At 36.2% G+C, this 18,914-nt stretch carries 16 protein-coding genes and 3 pseudogenes; 17 read left to right on the top strand and 2 right to left on the bottom strand.

All coding sequences use genetic code 11. The features are described from left to right. Positions 1–160 precede the first annotated feature (160 nt). From LC087_RS05370 to rpe, 14 genes and pseudogenes are all read left to right on the top strand, one after another. Positions 161–2,834, top strand: a pseudogene (locus tag LC087_RS05370) (cation-translocating P-type ATPase). Between the two features lie 140 nt (positions 2,835–2,974). Then, complete coding sequence (locus tag LC087_RS05365) at positions 2,975–3,850, top strand: YicC/YloC family endoribonuclease (protein ID WP_226538387.1); 876 nt, start codon at positions 2,975–2,977, stop codon at positions 3,848–3,850. A 70-nt stretch (positions 3,851–3,920) separates the two neighbouring features. Further along, positions 3,921–4,184, top strand: coding sequence for an extracellular matrix/biofilm regulator RemA (gene remA / locus LC087_RS05360; protein ID WP_226538386.1), 264 nt, complete (start codon positions 3,921–3,923; stop codon positions 4,182–4,184). A gap of 6 nt (positions 4,185–4,190) precedes the next feature. Further along, positions 4,191–4,805 carry a guanylate kinase gene (gmk, locus tag LC087_RS05355; protein WP_226538385.1) on the top strand — a complete coding sequence of 205 codons (615 nt, stop codon included), beginning with the start codon at positions 4,191–4,193 and terminating at the stop codon, positions 4,803–4,805. Between the two features lies 1 nt (position 4,806). Continuing rightward, a complete protein-coding gene (rpoZ, locus tag LC087_RS05350; protein WP_226538384.1) occupies positions 4,807–5,001 on the top strand; it encodes a DNA-directed RNA polymerase subunit omega in 195 nt (64 codons plus the stop codon). 167 nt (positions 5,002–5,168) lie between these two features. After that, on the top strand, positions 5,169–6,374 hold the full coding sequence (gene coaBC, locus LC087_RS05345; protein ID WP_226538383.1) for a bifunctional phosphopantothenoylcysteine decarboxylase/phosphopantothenate--cysteine ligase CoaBC: 1,206 nt from the start codon (positions 5,169–5,171) through the stop codon (positions 6,372–6,374). 2 nt (positions 6,375–6,376) lie between these two features. Beyond that, positions 6,377–8,784 (top strand): annotated as a pseudogene (gene priA, locus LC087_RS05340) (primosomal protein N'). 37 nt (positions 8,785–8,821) lie between these two features. After that, positions 8,822–9,772, top strand: coding sequence for a methionyl-tRNA formyltransferase (gene fmt / locus LC087_RS05335; protein ID WP_226538381.1), 951 nt, complete (start codon positions 8,822–8,824; stop codon positions 9,770–9,772). Next, positions 9,762–11,111 (top strand): 16S rRNA (cytosine(967)-C(5))-methyltransferase RsmB, encoded by a 1,350-nt coding sequence (rsmB, locus tag LC087_RS05330; protein ID WP_226538380.1) that lies wholly within the window; start codon positions 9,762–9,764, stop codon positions 11,109–11,111. Before fmt ends, rsmB begins: the two co-directional genes overlap by 11 nt. A gap of 3 nt (positions 11,112–11,114) precedes the next feature. Continuing rightward, entirely contained in the window at positions 11,115–12,203 is a 1,089-nt protein-coding gene (gene rlmN, locus LC087_RS05325; protein ID WP_226538379.1) for a dual-specificity RNA methyltransferase RlmN, read from the top strand. 4 nt (positions 12,204–12,207) lie between these two features. Further along, entirely contained in the window at positions 12,208–12,972 is a 765-nt protein-coding gene (locus LC087_RS05320; protein WP_226538378.1) for a Stp1/IreP family PP2C-type Ser/Thr phosphatase, read from the top strand. Next, entirely contained in the window at positions 12,966–14,933 is a 1,968-nt protein-coding gene (pknB, locus tag LC087_RS05315; RefSeq protein ID WP_226538377.1) for a Stk1 family PASTA domain-containing Ser/Thr kinase, read from the top strand. Before LC087_RS05320 ends, pknB begins: the two co-directional genes overlap by 7 nt. A 24-nt stretch (positions 14,934–14,957) precedes the next feature. Further along, on the top strand, positions 14,958–15,830 hold the full coding sequence (rsgA, locus tag LC087_RS05310) for a ribosome small subunit-dependent GTPase A (protein ID WP_226538376.1): 873 nt from the start codon (positions 14,958–14,960) through the stop codon (positions 15,828–15,830). A 6-nt stretch (positions 15,831–15,836) separates the two neighbouring features. Beyond that, positions 15,837–16,485 (top strand): annotated as a pseudogene (gene rpe / locus LC087_RS05305) (ribulose-phosphate 3-epimerase). A gap of 344 nt (positions 16,486–16,829) precedes the next feature. Here the strand turns inward: rpe and LC087_RS05300 are convergent. Beyond that, positions 16,830–17,009, bottom strand: coding sequence for a hypothetical protein (locus LC087_RS05300; RefSeq protein WP_226538374.1), 180 nt, complete (start codon positions 17,007–17,009; stop codon positions 16,830–16,832). 104 nt (positions 17,010–17,113) lie between these two features. Between LC087_RS05300 and LC087_RS05295 the strand changes: the two genes are divergently transcribed. Beyond that, complete coding sequence (locus LC087_RS05295) at positions 17,114–17,770, top strand: thiamine diphosphokinase (RefSeq protein ID WP_226538373.1); 657 nt, start codon at positions 17,114–17,116, stop codon at positions 17,768–17,770. Positions 17,771–17,808: 38 nt separating this feature from the next. Beyond that, positions 17,809–17,889 carry a stage V sporulation protein SpoVM gene (gene spoVM, locus LC087_RS05290; protein WP_226538670.1) on the top strand — a complete coding sequence of 27 codons (81 nt, stop codon included), beginning with the start codon at positions 17,809–17,811 and terminating at the stop codon, positions 17,887–17,889. Positions 17,890–17,963: 74 nt separating this feature from the next. Here the strand turns inward: spoVM and rpmB are convergent, their stop codons facing one another. Continuing rightward, positions 17,964–18,152 carry a 50S ribosomal protein L28 gene (rpmB, locus tag LC087_RS05285; RefSeq protein WP_226538372.1) on the bottom strand — a complete coding sequence of 63 codons (189 nt, stop codon included), beginning with the start codon at positions 18,150–18,152 and terminating at the stop codon, positions 17,964–17,966. Between the two features lie 387 nt (positions 18,153–18,539). Here rpmB and LC087_RS05280 point away from each other — a divergent pair, with 387 nt between their 5' ends. Beyond that, on the top strand, positions 18,540–18,902 hold the full coding sequence (locus LC087_RS05280) for an Asp23/Gls24 family envelope stress response protein (protein WP_226538371.1): 363 nt from the start codon (positions 18,540–18,542) through the stop codon (positions 18,900–18,902). The last annotated feature ends 12 nt before the right edge of the window (positions 18,903–18,914 follow it).

The following is an 18,914-nucleotide window of genomic DNA, read 5'->3' as shown; positions in this document are numbered from 1 at the left end:
CCTCTTTAATAGTTAGATTCATGTTCTTAAAATACTTCCGTTTTTCTATCATAACAATTTACGGGTTTTGTTAAAAGAATTGATAGCATTTTTATGGACAAGGATGAATATGTTTACGATAAGTAGTTGTTCGAAATATAGAGAGAATGGGGTTGAATAGATGGAAAGGTGGCATAACTACAACATCGATGAGATTTCCCGTAAGTTACATATAGATGTTAATCATGGGCTTTCAGAAAATGAAGTAGAGGTAAGGAGAAACAAATATGGTAGTAATGAATTAAAAGAAGAGAGTAAAACTTCTTATATATCCTTATTTATTAGTCAATTTAAAGATTTTATGGTCATTATTTTGCTTGTGGCAACCATTATATCCGGTCTTTTAGGTGAGTATGTAGATGCAATTGCGATCATTGCGATTGTGATGATTAATGCTTTTTTAGGTTTTTTTCAAGAAAGAAGAGCTGAAAAGTCATTAGATGCCTTGAAGGAATTATCTGCACCCCATGTTCACGTATTGCGTGATGGGAAATGGATGAAGATTTTATCTAAGGAACTCGTAAAAGGTGACGTTGTAAAATTTACGAGTGGAGATCGAATCGGCGCAGATGTCAAACTCTTATCTAGTACAAGCCTTGAAATTGAAGAATCAACTTTAACAGGAGAATCTGTACCTGTATTAAAAAGAGTCTGTACCCTAGCAGATGAACATATTCCAATAGGTGATCAACTAAACATGGCGTTTATGGGGACGTTAGTGACAAGAGGTTCAGGTTTAGGAGTAGTTGTAAGAACAGGGATGGAAACGGTAATGGGGCAAATCGCTGATCTACTTTCAACACAAACGGCTTTAATGACTCCCTTGCAAAAAAGATTAGAACAATTAGGGAAGTTTCTTATCTACATTGCATTGCTTTTAACGGTTCTGGTTGTTTCCATTGGAATCATTCAAGGGCATGATATGTATCGAATGTTTTTAGCAGGCGTTTCCTTAGCTGTGGCAGCAATCCCTGAAGGATTACCGGCAATCGTCACCGTTGCCTTATCATTAGGGGTACAAAGGATGATCAAGAAAAAATCGATTGTAAGGAAATTGCCAGCGGTCGAGACGTTAGGTTGTGCTTCTGTAATTTGTTCGGATAAAACGGGCACGTTAACCCAAAACAAAATGACGGTTACTCATCTATGGGTGGGAGGGAAAACATGGAACGTAACTGGCTCAGGTTATGAGCCTAATGGGGGTTTTTATTATCACGAGGAAAAGATAAACCCTAAAAATAACCGTTCGCTTCAACAATTATTATCTTTTGGGATGTTATGCAATTCATCAGAAATAAAAAGAGAAGAACGACGTTTTATCGTTGATGGAAATCCAACAGAAGGGGCATTACTCGTTTCTGGTATGAAGGCTGGTTATTTAAAAGAAACATTAAAAGAGCAATTCCATATCATCAAGGAAATCCCATTTGATTCGACTAGGAAAATGATGAGCGTTGTTGTTAAAGATCAAAAAGGAAATAAATTTGTTGTGACGAAAGGAGCTCCTGACCTACTATTAAACCATTGTAAATCAATTTTATGGGATAATCGTAATCAAACACTAACAAAAACTCATTTTCACAAAACAAAAGAAGCGATCGATATTTTGGCATCAAAATCATTAAGAACAATTGCAATTGCTTTTAAACCAATAGAGAGAGAGCCGAGCAACGTTGAAAAAAACATAGAAAAGGACTTAATTTTTATCGGCTTACAAGGAATGTTAGATCCTCCTCGTCCTGAAGTGAAATCTTCTATTTATGAGTGTAAACAAGCGGGGATTAAAACCGTGATGATTACAGGTGATCATGTCGTTACAGCTAGAGCGATTGCCAAACAATTAAACATCCTTCCTCCTAATGGCAGGGTGGTTGATGGGAAAGGCTTATCAAAAATGACGGTCGATGATCTAAGTGACATAGTGGATGAAACGTTTGTTTTTGCAAGGGTATCACCTGAGGATAAACTAAAAATTGTCCAAGCCTTTCAAAAAAAAGGTCATATTGTTGCTATGACAGGTGATGGTGTAAACGATGCTCCAGCTATAAAAGCCTCGGATATTGGCATAAGTATGGGGATCAGCGGGACTGATGTAGCAAAAGAAGCTTCCTCACTTGTACTTTTAGATGATAATTTTCGGACCATTAAGGACGCTATTAAAGAAGGGAGAAATATATACGATAATATTAGGAAGTTTATCCGCTATTTATTAGCATCAAATGTTGGAGAAATTTTTGTTATGCTGTTTGCTATGATATTAGGATTACCACTTCCTTTAGTCCCTATTCAAATTCTTTGGGTAAATTTAGTGACAGATGGTCTTCCAGCGATGGCTTTAGGTTTAGATAAGCCAGAACAAGACGTAATGAAAAGAGGTCCTAGGAACCCGAATGAAGGAATTTTTGCTAGAGGGTTAGGTTGGAAGATCCTTTCAAGAGGTTTTTTTAATCGGATCCGTTACTTTGATTGGTTTCATCATGATGTACAGTCATTTTAATAAGCCACTCATATATGCTCAAACAGTTGCCTTTATGATTCTTGTGATAGCCCAGCTCATCTTAGTGTTTGACTGTCGCTCTGAAAAATCGATATTTGAACGAAACCCGTTCGGTAATTTTTATTTAAATGTTGCGGTTGTCTCTTCTCTTGTAGCCATGATCATCGTTGTTTATTACCCACCGCTACAATCTATTTTTCACACTGTTCCAATTAAGTCGTCAGATTGGTTGCTAGTGATCGGTTTAGCAGCAATCCCAACCTTTTTATTAGCAGGCTCACTTTTTTCAAGAAAATAAAAAAAAAAATGTGATATAATTTGAAAAGGTAGTAGAAAGGATGTTCTATTACCTTTTTCGTTGTCTTTAGAGGAAGTTTAAAAAGTATCAGGATATGATTTTTTGACTTTTTGAACACGGACATAAAGGGAAGTGATTGTTTGGTAAACAGTATGACAGGGTTTGGACGCTCAACTGTAAGTAATCAAAAATTAACCGTACATATTGAAATGAAATCAGTTAATCATCGCTTTTTTGAGTCCAGTATTAAATCTCCTCGGTCTTTAGTTAGCTTTGAGGATAAAATAAAGAAACTCATATCTCAATATATTCATAGAGGAAGATTAGAAGTATACATAACAGTAGAGGGAGAAGCGCCTGTTTCTCAATCTTTTGTAGTCAATTGGTCCCTATTGGATCAATACTATCAATCGCTCTTACAACTAAATGAGCGGTTTAACCTCAAAAATGAAATTCATTTAGAGCAAATGTTAAAGTTAGATGAAGCTTTTGAAACAATTGAAACTCCAGATGTTGACCAGGAGGTCGAACAGCTAGTATTAACGGGAGTTAAACAAGCAGTAGAACGGTTAGTCAATATGAGGGCAACAGAAGGGTTGCAACTTTATCAAGCAATGAGAGAATTGTTGGAGAATCTTATGGAAGAAATTAAATCAATCGAGCAACTTGTTCCAGAAGCGACAAAGCATTATTATGAAAAAATAAAAAGACGTGTTAAGGAACTGGTATCAGGGCATGTTGAAGAAGATCGCTTGCTCACAGAAGTTGCTCTATTTGCTGATAAAGTGGATATTACAGAAGAAGTAACAAGGTTAAAGAGTCATATTAATCAATTTACACAAACCTTAACAGTCAATGATCCAATTGGAAGAAAACTTGACTTTATCATTCAAGAAATGAATCGTGAAGCGAACACGATTGGCTCAAAAATCAATCATTACGGCATTTCTGAAAAAGTATTAGAAATAAAAAGTCTCATTGAAAAGTTGAAGGAGCAAGTTCAAAATATTGAGTGAACTCCCCATGCACGTTTATAGGTGAAGATTTGAGGATAAGCTAAAATATACAAGCTTAGGGGGAATTAAATTGAGTATTAAACTAATCAATATTGGATTCGGAAATATTGTATCCGCTAATCGAATCATCTCTATTGTAAGCCCTGAATCCGCTCCAATTAAAAGGATTATTCAAGATGCAAGAGATAGTGGTAGACTGATTGATGCTACTTATGGTAGACGAACTCGAGCTGTAGTTGTAATGGATAGTGATCACATTATTTTATCTGCAGTGCAACCTGAAACAGTAGCTCAACGATTATTTAATAAAGAAGATTTAGCAGATGAAGGGTAGGAAATTATGAAAGAACGAGGATTATTAATAGTTTTATCAGGTCCATCAGGTGTTGGAAAAGGAACAGTAAGGAAAGAACTGTTTTCACAAGAAGATACAAATTTTCACTATTCGATCTCTATGACGACCCGAACACCACGCGAGGGAGAGGTAGATGGTATTGACTACTTTTTTAAGTCGCGTGATCAATTTGAAAGCTTAATAAAACAAAATAAGCTTTTAGAGTGGGCTGAATATGTAGGGAATTATTACGGAACTCCAGTAGATTATGTTGAAAAAACATTAAGCGAAGGAAAGGATGTCTTTCTGGAAATTGAAGTTCAAGGAGCCATGCAAGTGAAAAAAGCCTTTCCAGAAGGTCTCTTCATTTTCTTAGCACCTCCTAGTCTTCAGGAATTAGAAGACCGAATAGTTAACCGAGGTACAGAGTCAAAGCAGCTTGTAGAAAATCGTATGAATAAGGCCAGGGATGAAATATTTTTAATGAATGCTTACGATTACGTAGTTATTAATGATGAAATATCGAACGCTTGTGATAAAATTAAGGCTATAGTTGTCGCAGAGCATTGTCGCCGCGAACGAGTGGAAGCATCTTATAAAAAAATGGTAGGAGTGGAATAGCATGCTTTATCCATCAATCGATGATTTAATGAAAAAATTAGACTCAAAATATACGCTTGTTTCTGTAGCTGCTAAACGTGCTAGAGAGATGCAAATGAATGACGACCAGCTTATTCATAAACCTGTTTCTCATAAATATGTTGGACGAGCATTAGAGGAAATTGACTCGGGATTATTATTTTTTGAAACAAAATAAAATAGTATACCCCAATATAAAAAATGAAAGATTTTATTATTGTATCAAAAAGTGCCTAGCCCCTTGTGTATAAAAGGTGTTTGGCACTTTATTTATAGAATGGGTACTTCTTATAACATACAAGTTTTCAGTTCATACATATAGACTTCGATAAAGGAGTGAAAAGATTGCTTAAAGATAAACATATTTTACTTTGTGTCAGTGGTGGAATAGCTGTTTATAAAGCCGTTGCATTAACGAGTAAATTAACCCAAGCCGGTGCATTAGTGAAGGTAATCATGAGTGAGTCTGCTCAAAAGTTTGTCAATCCATTAAGCTTTCAAGCTCTATCTGGTCATGATGTGTTTACGGACACCTTTGACGAAAAAGATTCGAGTGTAATTGCACATATTGATTTAGCAGATTGGGCAGATTTAGTGATCGTTGCTCCTGCAACTGCTAATGTGATTGGAAAAATGGCAAATGGAATAGCGGACGATATGCTTACTACAACCTTATTGGCCACGGAGGCTCCTATTTGGGTAGCTCCAGCTATGAATGTGAATATGTATAACCATTCGGCTGTCAAAAGAAATTTACATCGATTATGTGAAGATGGTGTTAAGTTTATTGAACCGAGTGAAGGTTTTTTAGCTTGTGGCTATGTTGGAAAAGGAAGATTAGAGGAGCCAGAAAAAATTGTGGAACATTTAAACGATTTTTTTCAGGAAGGTAAACCTACTCCATTAGAAGGTAAAAAGGTTCTTGTAACTGCAGGTCCCACAAGAGAAAGCATCGATCCAGTCCGTTATTTTACGAATCATTCAACAGGGAAAATGGGATTTTCTCTAGCAAAACAGGCGGCTAAAATGGGTGCGCACGTTACGTTAATCACAGGGCCAACAACGTTAGATGAGCCTCAAGGAATAAATATAGTAAAAGTAGAAACCGCAGACGAAATGTTTCATGCAGTCATGGAAAGGTTCCATCAAATGGATATTGTTGTAAAGGCGGCAGCGGTAGCTGATTATAAACCGAAGCAGACGTATACACATAAAATGAAAAAATCAAATGACGAGCTCGTTATTTCATTTGAGAGAACAAAAGATATATTGCTAGAATTAGGACGAAATAAACAGCACCAAATTCTTGTTGGTTTTGCGGCAGAATCAGAACAGCTCGAAACATATGCAATGAGAAAATTAAAAAAGAAAAATCTCGATATGATTGTAGGAAATAATATTTTATTAGAGGGAGCTGGCTTTCAAGGAGACACAAACATTGTTGAAGTATTTACTTCACAAGGAAAAGTACGTTCTCTTCCTATGATGAATAAATCTCGAGTAGCAGAAGTGATCTTGCAAGAAATAACAACGCTTATGATGGGTGTATAAAAATGATTGCAAGTGTAATCGTAGATGTTCCATTAAAGCAAACAGACAGAGGCTTTGATTATTTAATACCACAACAATGGGAAAGGGTTATAGAGCGAGGGATGAGAGTCATTGTTCCGTTTGGAGGAAGGAAAGTTCAAGGCTTCATCATCGAATGCAAAAAAGAGTCTGAATTTAAAAAGTTAAAGGAGATTACAGAGCTTTTAGATGTAACACCAGTCCTTAACGAAGAGCTTATGTTACTAGGTGACTGGCTGACGGAAACTACCCTTTGCTTTAAAATTTCTGCATTTCAAGTGATGCTTCCTGCAGCAATGAAAGCTAAGTATGAAAAAGTTATTCGCGTAAATAAAGAGGATGAAGTACCTATAGATCTGCAACCTCTATTCAAGCCTAATCAAACGACTCCGTTTAAGAAGCTGATTGAATCTTCAAGCTGGTATACTGCACAAAAGCTGATTAAAGATGATGTTATAGAGGTTGTTTATAATGTTTCTCAAAAAGTAAATAAAAAATATTTGACTTATTTGTTTCCATCTAAATCAAAAGAAGACCTTCAAGATATCTTAGTAAATGACGTAAAAAAGAATGCTAAAAACCAAATACGGGTGGTTGAATTTTTTATTACGAACCCATCTCCTATTTTAGCAACAACTTTACATAAAAACTTAAATATCCCCTCAACTGTGACACGTTCTCTCATTCATAAAGGGGTTTTACAAGAAGATATTGTGGAACAATATCGCGACCCGTATGCAAAGAGTTCAATAAAACAAACGAAACCTCTCCCGTTAACAGAAGAGCAGTCCAATTGTTATCAAACAATCGCTCAAAGTGTGAACGAAAAGTTGCATAAAGTGTTTTTGTTATATGGTGTAACGGGTAGTGGAAAGACAGAAGTGTATATGCAATCTATTGAACATGTATTAAAGCAGGGGAAGGAAGCCATCGTTTTAGTTCCTGAAATCTCTTTAACTCCGCAAATGGTTGATCGTTTTAAAGGTAGATTTGGTTCTTTAGTGGCGGTCCTTCACAGTGGGTTGTCAGCCGGTGAGAAGTATGATGAGTGGCGAAAGATTTATCGTAAAGAGGTAAAGCTAGTGGTAGGGGCGAGATCGGCGATATTCGCTCCATTTTCCAATCTAGGGATGATTATTATTGATGAAGAACATGAGAGCTCCTATAAACAAGGAGAAAACCCTCGTTACCATGCAAGAGATGTCGCTATTTTTCGAGCCTAAGTACCATGAATGTCCTGTCATACTAGGAAGTGCGACTCCGACACTAGAGTCATTTGCTCGAGCAAAAAAGAATGTTTACACTCTATTACCTTTGACAAAACGTGTCAACAATCGTAAAATGCCTGATGTTCAAATTGTTGACATGCGAGAAGAGCTGCGTAATGGCAATCGCTCCATGTTTGCCAAGGACTTAATTGAACAGTTGAAACAAAGAATGGAGAAAAAAAGAGCAGTCAGTTTTATTGTTAAATAAAAGAGGCTACTCATCCTTTATGATGTGCCGAGATTGCGGGACAGTCTTAAATTGTCCTCATTGCGATATTTCTTTAACTTATCACCGTCAAGGTCAACATATAAAGTGTCATTACTGTGGTTTTGAGAAACCAGTCCCCTCTAAATGTCCCGAGTGCTCAAGTGAGCATATGCGATATTTTGGAACTGGTACTCAACGTGTCGAGGAAGAATTGAATAAACTATTGCCCGAAGCAAAAGTGATTCGAATGGATAATGATACGACGAATCGAAAAGGCTCTCATGAGCGACTCTTAAATGAGTTTGGAGAAGGAAATGCGGATATTCTACTAGGAACGCAAATGATCGCGAAGGGACTCGATTTTCCTAATGTTACATTAGTAGGAGTTTTATCAGCTGATACGATGCTTTACTTACCTGATTTTCGTGCGGCTGAAAGAACCTTTCAATTATTAACGCAAGTAAGCGGGAGAGCTGGGAGACACGAATTGCCTGGAGAAGTAATCATTCAAAGTTATACACCTGAACATTATGGTGTGCAGCTTGCCAGTCAATATCATTACCAACGATTTTTTGATTACGAAATGGCAATGAGGAAAGAGCATGCCTATCCGCCTTACTACTATTTAGTTTTGATCACCATTTCTCACTATGATTTGCTGAAGGTTACGGAGGTTGCTAATCAGGTGGTTGAGTATGTAAAGACTTCATTAACCAACCAGTCAATCATTTTAGGCCCATCATCCTCACCTATCCCTAGGATCAACAATAGATATCGCTATCAATGCATGATAAAATACAAGCGTGAGTCTAATTTAAATGACACGCTTAAAACGATTTTAAATAAATATCAATCAACTAATAAGAAGGATGATCTTGTAGTATCGATTGATTTACATCCAAATGTGATGTTGTAATGACCGTAACAATATATGAGAATTAAAGGGTGATTTTGTGACGAAAGTATTATTTATGGGAACCCCACATTTTTCTGTTCCTGTTTTACAAATGTTAATCAATGAAGGGTATGAGGTAGTGGGGGTTGTTACGCAACCTGATCGAATAAAAGGAAGAAAGAAGGTCTTAACACCTCCGCCTGTAAAAGTGGAAGCTTTAAAGCATCAAATTCCAGTGTACCAACCAGAAAAAGTGAGGAATAAAAAGGATCTTGATGAGCTTCTGCGCATAGAGCCAGATATCATTATTACAGCTGCATTTGGACAAATTTTACCGAATGACTTACTAGATGCTCCTAAGTATGGTTGTATTAATGTTCACGCTTCACTCTTACCAGAGTTAAGAGGAGGAGCTCCAATTCATTACTCAATTATTCAAGGGAAATCAAAAACAGGTATTTCCATTATGTATATGGTTGAAAAGTTAGATGCTGGAGATATTTTGTCGCAAGTAGAGGTAGCGATAGAAGAAACAGATACGGTCGGAACGTTGCATGATAAATTAAGTGTGGCTGGTGCGAGCCTCTTACAAGAAACGTTACCTAAACTACTTGAAGGAAAAATTACGCCGATTCCTCAAGACGATTCTCAAGCAACTTTTGCTAGAAACATAAAAAGGGAAGATGAAAAGATAAATTGGAATAAAAAGGGGTCAGATATTTACAATCATATAAGGGGATTAAATCCGTGGCCGGTTGCTTATACAACATTAAATGGTCAGCCACTTAAAATTTGGTGGGGAGATAAAGTCAAGAATGCAGAGAAGAAAGATCCTGGAACAGTAGTTAAAGTGGATCAGGAGGGTTTTGTCGTCGCAACAGGAGATGAGACAGGGATTTTAGTGAAAAAACTACAACCAGCTGGGAAGAAAAAAATGAACGTGACAGACTTTTTAAGAGGTACTAATTTAAAAGCAGGTATGAAGTTAGGAGAAGGCAATGAGGAATAAAGAAGTAACTGTAAGGGAAGTAGCTTTAGAAGCACTACTATCTATTGAGAAAAACCAGGCATATAGTCATTTGCTTTTGAATTCACTGATTAAAAAGTATGATGTAAGAGAGAAAGATAAAGGATTACTAACAGAATTGGTCTATGGAACATTGCAAAACAAACGACGACTAGATTTTTATTTACGTGCATTTATTAAAAAAAAGAAAGTGGAACAATGGGTAGAGGCTATACTATTATTGTCCCTTTATCAAATGAAGTTTCTCGACCGTATCCCTGATCGTGCGGTTATCCATGAGGCAGTCGAACTTGCTAAAAAAAGAGGTCATAAAGGAATTGCCTCCTTTGTCAATGGCGTATTGAGATCTGTACAAAGAGAAGGTATGCCACCCTTATCATCCATCGAGAATGATGCTGAGAGGTTAGCGGTTGAAACGAGTCACCCATTATGGCTAATTAATCGTTGGATTCATCACTTTGGATTTGAAGAGGCAAAGGAAATCGCCTTCGCTAATTTACAATATCCTAAGCAAACGGCAAGAATAAACAGGTTGAAAACAACACGAGAGGAAATAGAAACCTTGTTGAAAGAAGAGCAAGTAACAGTTTCTTTTGGAGAAATAGTTCCTCACCTAGCAATTGAAGCAGAAAAAGGAAATTTAGCGAATACGAATGCTTTTCAAGATGGAATGTTTACCATTCAAGATGAAAGCTCAATGCTAGTAGGATTAGCGTTAAACGTAAAAGAAGGAGACATAGTGTTAGATAGTTGCGCAGCTCCAGGTGGAAAAACAACACATGTTGCCGAACAACTCAACAACACAGGGGTCGTTCATGCCTTTGATTTACATGAACATAAAATTAAACTTATTGACCAACAAGCAAGCAGATTAGGTTTAACAAATATTGAAGCGAAAAATCATGATGCAAGAAAGTTATCAGACCTCTTCTCACCGGAAACATTTGATTGTATTTTAGTGGATGCGCCATGTACAGGGTTAGGTGTGATTAGAAGGAAACCAGATATAAAATATTCGAAAACAGAACATGATATCGTGCAACTAGCACGAATTCAACAGGAAATTTTAACATCTGTCGCCCCTCTATTGAAAAAAGGAGGCACACTCGTTTATAGTACATGTACAATCGATAAAGAAGAAAATCATCGAGTAATTGAACACTTTTTAACTGAGCATGAAGAATTCTTTAAAGATGAAAAGTTAGTAGACAGACTTCCTAATAAAGTAAAACCTTTTGTAAATAAGGGTGAGCTACAAATGTTGCCTCATTTGTTTGGGACAGATGGTTTTTATATAGCATCCCTTAGAAAGAAGGTGTAGAAAATGGATAATCAAACAAAAAAACAGAAGCAAACAGAAGCAACTGAGAATCCATCCATCTATTCATTACAACTTGATGAAATGAAGGAATGGTTAGTAGAAAAAGGAGAAAAACCATTCAGAGTAAAACAAATCTTTGAATGGCTTTATGAAAAAAGAGTGACCTCTTTTGAAGATATGACGAACCTTTCTAAAAAGTTAAGGGAGCAATTAGCACAATCTTTCTCTTTAACGACGTTAAAAACGGTTATTCAGCAAACTTCAAACGATGGAACGATGAAATTTTTGTTTGAGTTGCAAGATGGGTATACAATAGAGACCGTCTTAATGAGACATGAATATGGGAATTCGATTTGTGTGACTACCCAGGTTGGCTGTCGGATCGGGTGTACGTTTTGCGCTTCCACACTAGGGGGACTAAAACGGAATTTAGAGGCTGGAGAAATAGTTGCTCAAGTCGTGAAAGTTCAACAAGCGCTCGATGAAACAAATGAACGTGTTTCTTCTGTTGTCATCATGGGGATTGGTGAACCCTTTGATAATTATGGAGAAATGTTGTCATTCTTAAAGATTATTAATCATGATTTAGGATTAAATATTGGAGCAAGACACATTACCGTTTCAACGAGTGGAATTATTCCAAAAATATATCAATTTGCAGACGAGCAAATGCAAATTAATTTTGCCGTTTCGTTACACGCTCCAAATACGGAGATCCGTTCAAAATTGATGCCGATTAATCGAGCATATAAATTACCTGACTTAATGAAATCAATCGAGTATTATATAAATAAAACAGGAAGAAGAGTAACTTTTGAATACGGCTTGTTTGGAGGAGTAAACGATCAAGTTGAGCATGCCGAAGAGCTTGCAAAATTAATTGGCCATATCAAGTGTCATGTCAATTTAATTCCTGTAAACTATGTGCCTGAACGAAATTACGTTCGGACACCTAAAGACCAAATTTTTCTCTTTGCTCAAACGTTAAAAGACAAAGGAGTTAATGTAACCATTAGACGTGAACAAGGGCATGATATTGATGCAGCTTGTGGGCAATTACGTGCCAAAGAACGTCAAGATGAGACGAGGTGATTTGATGAACGTTGTTCATATTACAGACCAAGGAAAAGTAAGAACGCATAATGAAGATAGTGTTGGTGTTTTTGTTAATCAAAGAAATCATTTATTAGCCGTCGTTGCAGATGGAATGGGTGGACATTTAGCTGGTGATAAAGCAAGTCAAATGACAGTAGAACAGTTTAAAGAACGATGGAACAATCAAACAAACATCACTACCCCTGAGGAAGCAGAAAATTGGTTGAAACAGCAAATATCGGACATCAATTTAACCATTCATCAACATGCAAATGCACATTCGGAATGTCAAGGTATGGGAACAACGTTTGTTGGGGCTCTTTTTGCAAACCAGTTTGTAACAGTAGGCCATATTGGAGATAGCAGATGCTATTTATTAAATAAAGATGGCTTCTCACAAATAACCGAAGATCATTCATTAGTAAATGAACTTGTGAAATCTGGACAAATTTCACAAGAGGATGCCGATCACCACCCGAAAAAAAATATTTTAATCCGAGCGTTAGGTACAAATGAACAAGTCGATATCGATTTAAAAACAGTCTGTTTAGAAGAAGAAGATCTTCTTCTTCTTTGTTCAGACGGTTTATCCAATAAAATAACGACAGAAGAAATGGAAAAAGTATTAATTTCTTCCTGGTCTTTACAAGAAAAAGCGGACCACTTAGTGACCCTTGCTAATGACCAAGGTGGAGAAGACAATATTACAGTTGTGTTGTATAAACATGAAATAAATATGACACAAAAGAGTGAAGAGCTATGTTGATAGGAAAAAGAATAAGTGGTCGTTATAAAATATTAGAAGTTATTGGTGGAGGCGGAATGGCTAACGTCTATTTAGCAAGAGACGTTATTTTAGATCGGAATGTGGCCATTAAAATTTTAAGGTTTGATTTTGTCAATGATAATGATTTTATTCGTCGATTTAGACGGGAAGCACAATCTGCAACAAGTCTTGCCCATCCTAATATTGTTAGTATTTATGACGTTGGTGAAGAAAAAGATATATACTATATTGTTATGGAATATGTAGAGGGTAAAACGCTCAAACAATACATAGCTCAGCATGCCCCACTACATCCAAAGGAAGCATTACATATTCAAGAACAAATTGTATCCGCTATTAATCATGCTCATGAAAATGGGATCGTCCATCGTGATATTAAGCCACATAATATATTAGTAGATCAACATGGGAACATTAAAGTCACAGATTTTGGGATAGCTGTTGCTCTAAGCTCAACGACAATTACCCAAACGAATTCCGTATTAGGCTCTGTTCATTATTTGTCGCCTGAACAAGCAAGAGGTGGTCTTGCAACGAATAAGTCAGATATTTACAGTTTAGGAATTGTTTTATTTGAAATGCTAACAGGAAGACTTCCATTTGACGGGGAATCAGCAATATCGATTGCCTTAAAGCATTTGCAGTCTGAGCCACCATCAATAAAAAGGTGGAACACGCAAGTCCCTCAAAGTGTGGAAAACCTTGTATTAAAATCGATGGCAAAAGATCCTTTTCATCGTTATGAATCTGCTGCTGATTTTGGAGATGACATTAAAACTGCTTTAGATGGAGATCGATTATATGAACCGCGCTTTACAGTTCCTGAACATGATCATGAAAAAACGAAAGCTATTCCTGTTATATCAGATTCGCTAATTGAACAAAATCAACATGATGAGACTCTTGTCCATACACCAAATAAACTAAAACAAAAAGATCTAAAAAACAATCAAGGAAACACCACTAAAAAGCTGAAGAAAAAGAAGAATCGATGGCCAAAAATTATCGTATCTACGTTTTTCGTCTTAGTACTTTCGATTATTCTAGCTTTATTTATCTTTCCTTCACTATTTATGCCTGAAGATATTGAAGTGCCAGACATTTCAGGTTTAAAGTTAGAAGAGGGGATTGAACTGCTCGAGGCTGCTGACTTTCAAGTTGGAGAGCAAAAAGAACTCGAAGATGATGAAATTCCAGAAGGGTATGTGATTAAGACTGATCCAGAAGGAGGAAGTAGCGCGAAAGAAGACTCACTCGTAAATATTTACGTTAGTCTCGGAAAAGGAACCTATACTTTAGAAAATTATATTGGTGAAAACTATAATGAAGTGGCAAAAGAGTTACAGGAAGCAGGTTTCACCGTGAACTCAAAAGAGCAATCAAATGATCAAGAAGCAGGAACGATCTTGAAACAGTCTCTTGAAAAGGATGAAGAGCTAGTCCCAGATGAGACAACGATTACATTTGTTGTAAGTAGTGGTTTGGAAACCTATCAAATGGATGATTTAACGGGTTATACGAAAAATGAAGTGAAAAGCTATCTTGAGGGGAAAGACATAGAACTGGAGTCGGAAGAAGATTATTCTGAGAAAGTACCAGAAGGACAAGTCATTAGTCAAACTCCATCTCCAAACAAAACGGTCTATGAAGGAGAAACAATCAAAGTAACTTATTCTTTAGGTCCTAAGCTAGTTGCAAAAACTGAGACAAAGGAATTTCCTGTTGAATTTGTACCTACTGAGGAACGTCCAGAGGCTATTTTGAAAATATTGGTTGAAGATTCAAATCGTGATTTTTCAGCTCCTTATTTAAGCAAACCAATAAGTGGTAACGTATCAGAAACAGTTGAATTTAAAATAGAGCCTGGACAGGTAGGGAAGTACGAAATCTACCTAGATGAGGAATTGCTGAAAGAGGGCGAGGTTCCATATCCTGAATAAGTTCTTAATAGAAAGGAGGAAATTATGCCGACTGGTAAAATTATAAAAGCTTTAAGCGGATTTTATTATGTTCTAGATCGTAAAGGCGTTATTAGTTGTCGTGGAAGAGGTGTGTTTCGAAATAACAAGACGACTCTTCTAGTTGGTGACGAAGTAATTTATGAAAAGGCGGATGATCTAAGTGGCTATATAATGGAGGTTTTACCTAGAAAAAATGAACTTATTAGACCTCCTATTTCAAATGTTGACCAAGCGATATTAGTCTTTTCGGCTCTAGAACCAGATTTTAGTAGTAAACTGTTAGATCGATTTCTTGTTCTAGTAGAATCAAACAATATTAAGCCAATTATTTGTGTCACCAAAATGGATTTAGTGAAAAATGATACAATAAAAGAGGTCGTTGAAGAATATAGAAAGATTGGCTACAATGTGATCTTAACATCTGTTCGAGAAGAACAGTCTCTTAAAGAGATAAAAGCTTTTATTTCAAATAAAATATCCGTTTTCGCTGGTCAGTCCGGTGTTGGCAAATCATCTTTGTTAAACGCCATTAATCCTACATTAAACATTGAAACGAATACGATTTCAGAAAGTTTAGGGAGAGGAAAGCATACGACGAGGCATGTAGAGCTATTAAATGTTAATGATGGTTTAGTGGCAGATACTCCTGGATTTAGTTCGTTAGATTTTGAAGAGATTACAAAGGAAGAACTAGGAGATTATTTTATTGAGATAAAAGAAAAAAGTGCAGAATGTCGATTTCGAGGATGTCTCCATACAGCCGAACCGAAATGTGCGGTAAAAAGCGCTGTGGAACATGGAGAGATTGCCGAATTTCGATATCAGCATTACAAAGAGTTTTTAGATGAAATTAACGAAAGAAAGCCGAGGTATTAAGGATTCATGGTAAAAATTGCTCCTTCTATTTTATCAGCAGACTTTGCAAAATTAGGGGGAAGAAATTCAAGATGTAGAAAGAGGAGGTGCTGATTATATACATATTGATGTTATGGATGGTCATTTTGTACCAAATATAACAATTGGTCCTCTTATTGTTAATGCAGCAAAACAAGTAACGAATTTACCACTTGATGTTCACCTAATGATTGAAAACCCAGAACATTATATCGACGAGTTTGTTCAAGCAGGTGCTGACTATATCACTGTTCATGTAGAAGCATGTCGTCACTTGCACAGAACGATTCAACAAATAAAATCTCATAACATCAAGGCTGGTGTTGTACTAAACCCTCATACACCTGTTGATATGATCAAGCATATTATTGGCGATATTGATATGGTTCTATTGATGACGGTTAATCCTGGCTTTGGAGGTCAACAGTTTATTACGAGTGTTGTTCCAAAAATACGTCAAGTAAAATCATTAGCTGAGCAATATAATCCTTCATTAGAAATTGAAATTGATGGAGGGGTTAATTCAACCACGGCTAAAACTTGTATTGAAGCCGGGGCAAATGTACTAGTCGCAGGGTCTGCTATTTATAATCAGGCAGACCGAAGGAAAGCGATTGAAGATATTAGAGGTTATTAAATACGAAAAAGACTGCCTGAATTTGTTTAGGCAGTCTTTTTTGTCGCTAATCGTGCGCTTCCGCTTTTCTAATTGTCTAGCTCCAGCGCCTAACCTCTCGAGGTCATAAGCCATGTATGCATGAAGGTAAAGAACACCTTCATTTTATACCTGTCTTATGCTTGTCGAGGTTGTGCAAGGCGCTTCCGCTTTTCTAATTGTCTAGCTCCAGCGCACAGCGACTCGTAAGTTTTCGCTCTCCTCTCTACGATAAGTCAACATCGAAGCCTTCGGCATTTCGTGTTTCCTTTATCTCATGCGGAGTGCTCAAGCCCCCACGTCGCTAACCGTCCGCTTCCGCTTTTCTAATCATCATAGTCAAATCGAAATCCGTCTTCTTCAGCAATTAAGGAGTCGGTTTGTTGTGCAAATTTTTTTAAAACGCGTTGATATTGCTCAATTTCATGATAATCTGTACTATTAATACTAGCCAGTCTTAACGCTTGTTCTACAATTACCTCATCTTGTTTAGAGAAAGAAATCATTTTTATATCCCTCCTCTATATAAGATGGCTTTTATGTACTAGCTAGTATGCATGTTAAATTTGTAAATATATATATAACACAAAGTCAAGGGGTTGTTGTTTATATGTCCATCATTAACATCGTGGCAGGAGGACCAAAAGATTTACACCCTTCTTATCATAATTATCATTCAGAAGATGCGATATGGGTGGGTGTTGATCGAGGGGTCTTATATTTATTAGAAGATAATATCATTCCTAATAAAGCAGTCGGTGATTTTGATTCAATAGATGAAAATGAGAGAAAAAAAGTGGAAAAAAAATCTAAAGATATATCCGTTTTTCCTGCGATAAAAGACAAAACAGATACTGAGATTGCATTAGAATGGGCCCTCAATCACCATAGTCAAGTTGATAAAATACATATTTTTGGCGTAACTGGTGGAAGGCTAGATCATTTTTTAGGAAGTCTTCAATTGCTTCTCCATCCTCTTAAAGAGGGGGTTCAAACAAAAATTATTGACCGTAATAATCAAATTGAATTATATAATCCTGGTGTGTACCAATTGGCTAAAGACAAGCACGCATACGTTTCTTTCTTACCAGTACTTAAAGATATTAAGGGTTTAACCCTTTCGGGATTTAAGTATCCTTTAAATAATTGTCATATTCACTATGGCTCGACATTATGTATTAGTAATGAACTCATCAATCCTATTGGTACTTTTTCATTTGAATCTGGCATATTAATGGTTATAAAGAGTAAGGATCAATGTGAATGATTAATTAATGGTATGTTTTCGTCTAGAGGAGGGAAAGGATGAAATTTTATACAATTAAACTACCGAAGTTTTTAGGCGGCATTATTAAGGTGATGTTAAATTCTTTTAAAAAAGACTAGAAAAAGCACCGTTACGGTGCTTTTTTTACAGTTCATGTATTGTTAGTGGAAATATACAATTAAATTGTTTTTAGTTACACACGTTGAACTTTACCAGATTTAAGAGCGCGTGCAGAAACATAAACTTTTTTAGGCTTTCCGTTAACTAAAATACGAACTTTTTGTACATTCGCACCCCATTTGCGTTTGTTAGCATTCATAGCATGAGAACGCGCATTACCATAGCTTGTCTTCTTTCCTGTTACTACGCATTTACGAGCCATAAGTGAACCTCCTAACTCTTTACATATAAATCTTCTTTTTAAGTAAACTAATCAAAAAGATACTTTAATAACTTACCATAGGTAGACTGGATTTGCAACAGCTTTTAGATTGTCTTTCAAGAATTTAATCTTGACATGTAAGATAAGATTCGTTTTATTATATTAGGGGCCCTATTGTTTAGAGCTTATTCTTATGAATAGACTGAAATTAATGAAAGATTGGTTTACCTTTTCAATAACAGTGCTAATAAAACACCGTTATTGAGCATGCACTTTTATCATTTGCTTTTAATAAGGTAAACATTGTAGTAAAATGGCTTTAGTCATAATTTTATCTTTTATTGTTTAACATGACGGATGTTTCACTTTTATAAAGGGGGAACCACTATGTCAATCGAATTAAAAACGGAAAATGGACATATTGAAATTTCAAATGAAGTCATAGCCACTGTATCTGGAGGCGCAGCTGTCGAGTGTTATGGAATTGTTGGAATGGCTTCAAAAAAACAACTGAAAGATGGCTTTACAGAAATTCTAGGAAGAGAGAATTTTAGTAAAGGTGTTATTGTACGTCAAATAGATGATGAAATCCACATTGATATGTATATTATCGTTAGTTACGGAACAAAAATTTCAGAAATAGCAAATAACGTACAAACAAAAGTAAAGTATACATTAAATCAAACTTTAGGGTTATCTATTGATTCAGTAAATATATATGTCCAAGGTGTTCGTGTAATGAACCCATAGTTAGGAGGAAGA

The organism is Bacillus carboniphilus, from assembly GCF_020524035.2.
Lineage (GTDB): Bacteria > Bacillota > Bacilli > Bacillales > JAIVKR01 > Bacillus_CC.
Note: the sequence above shows the minus strand (reverse complement) of the source record. Positions and strands in the feature narration are given on the sequence as shown.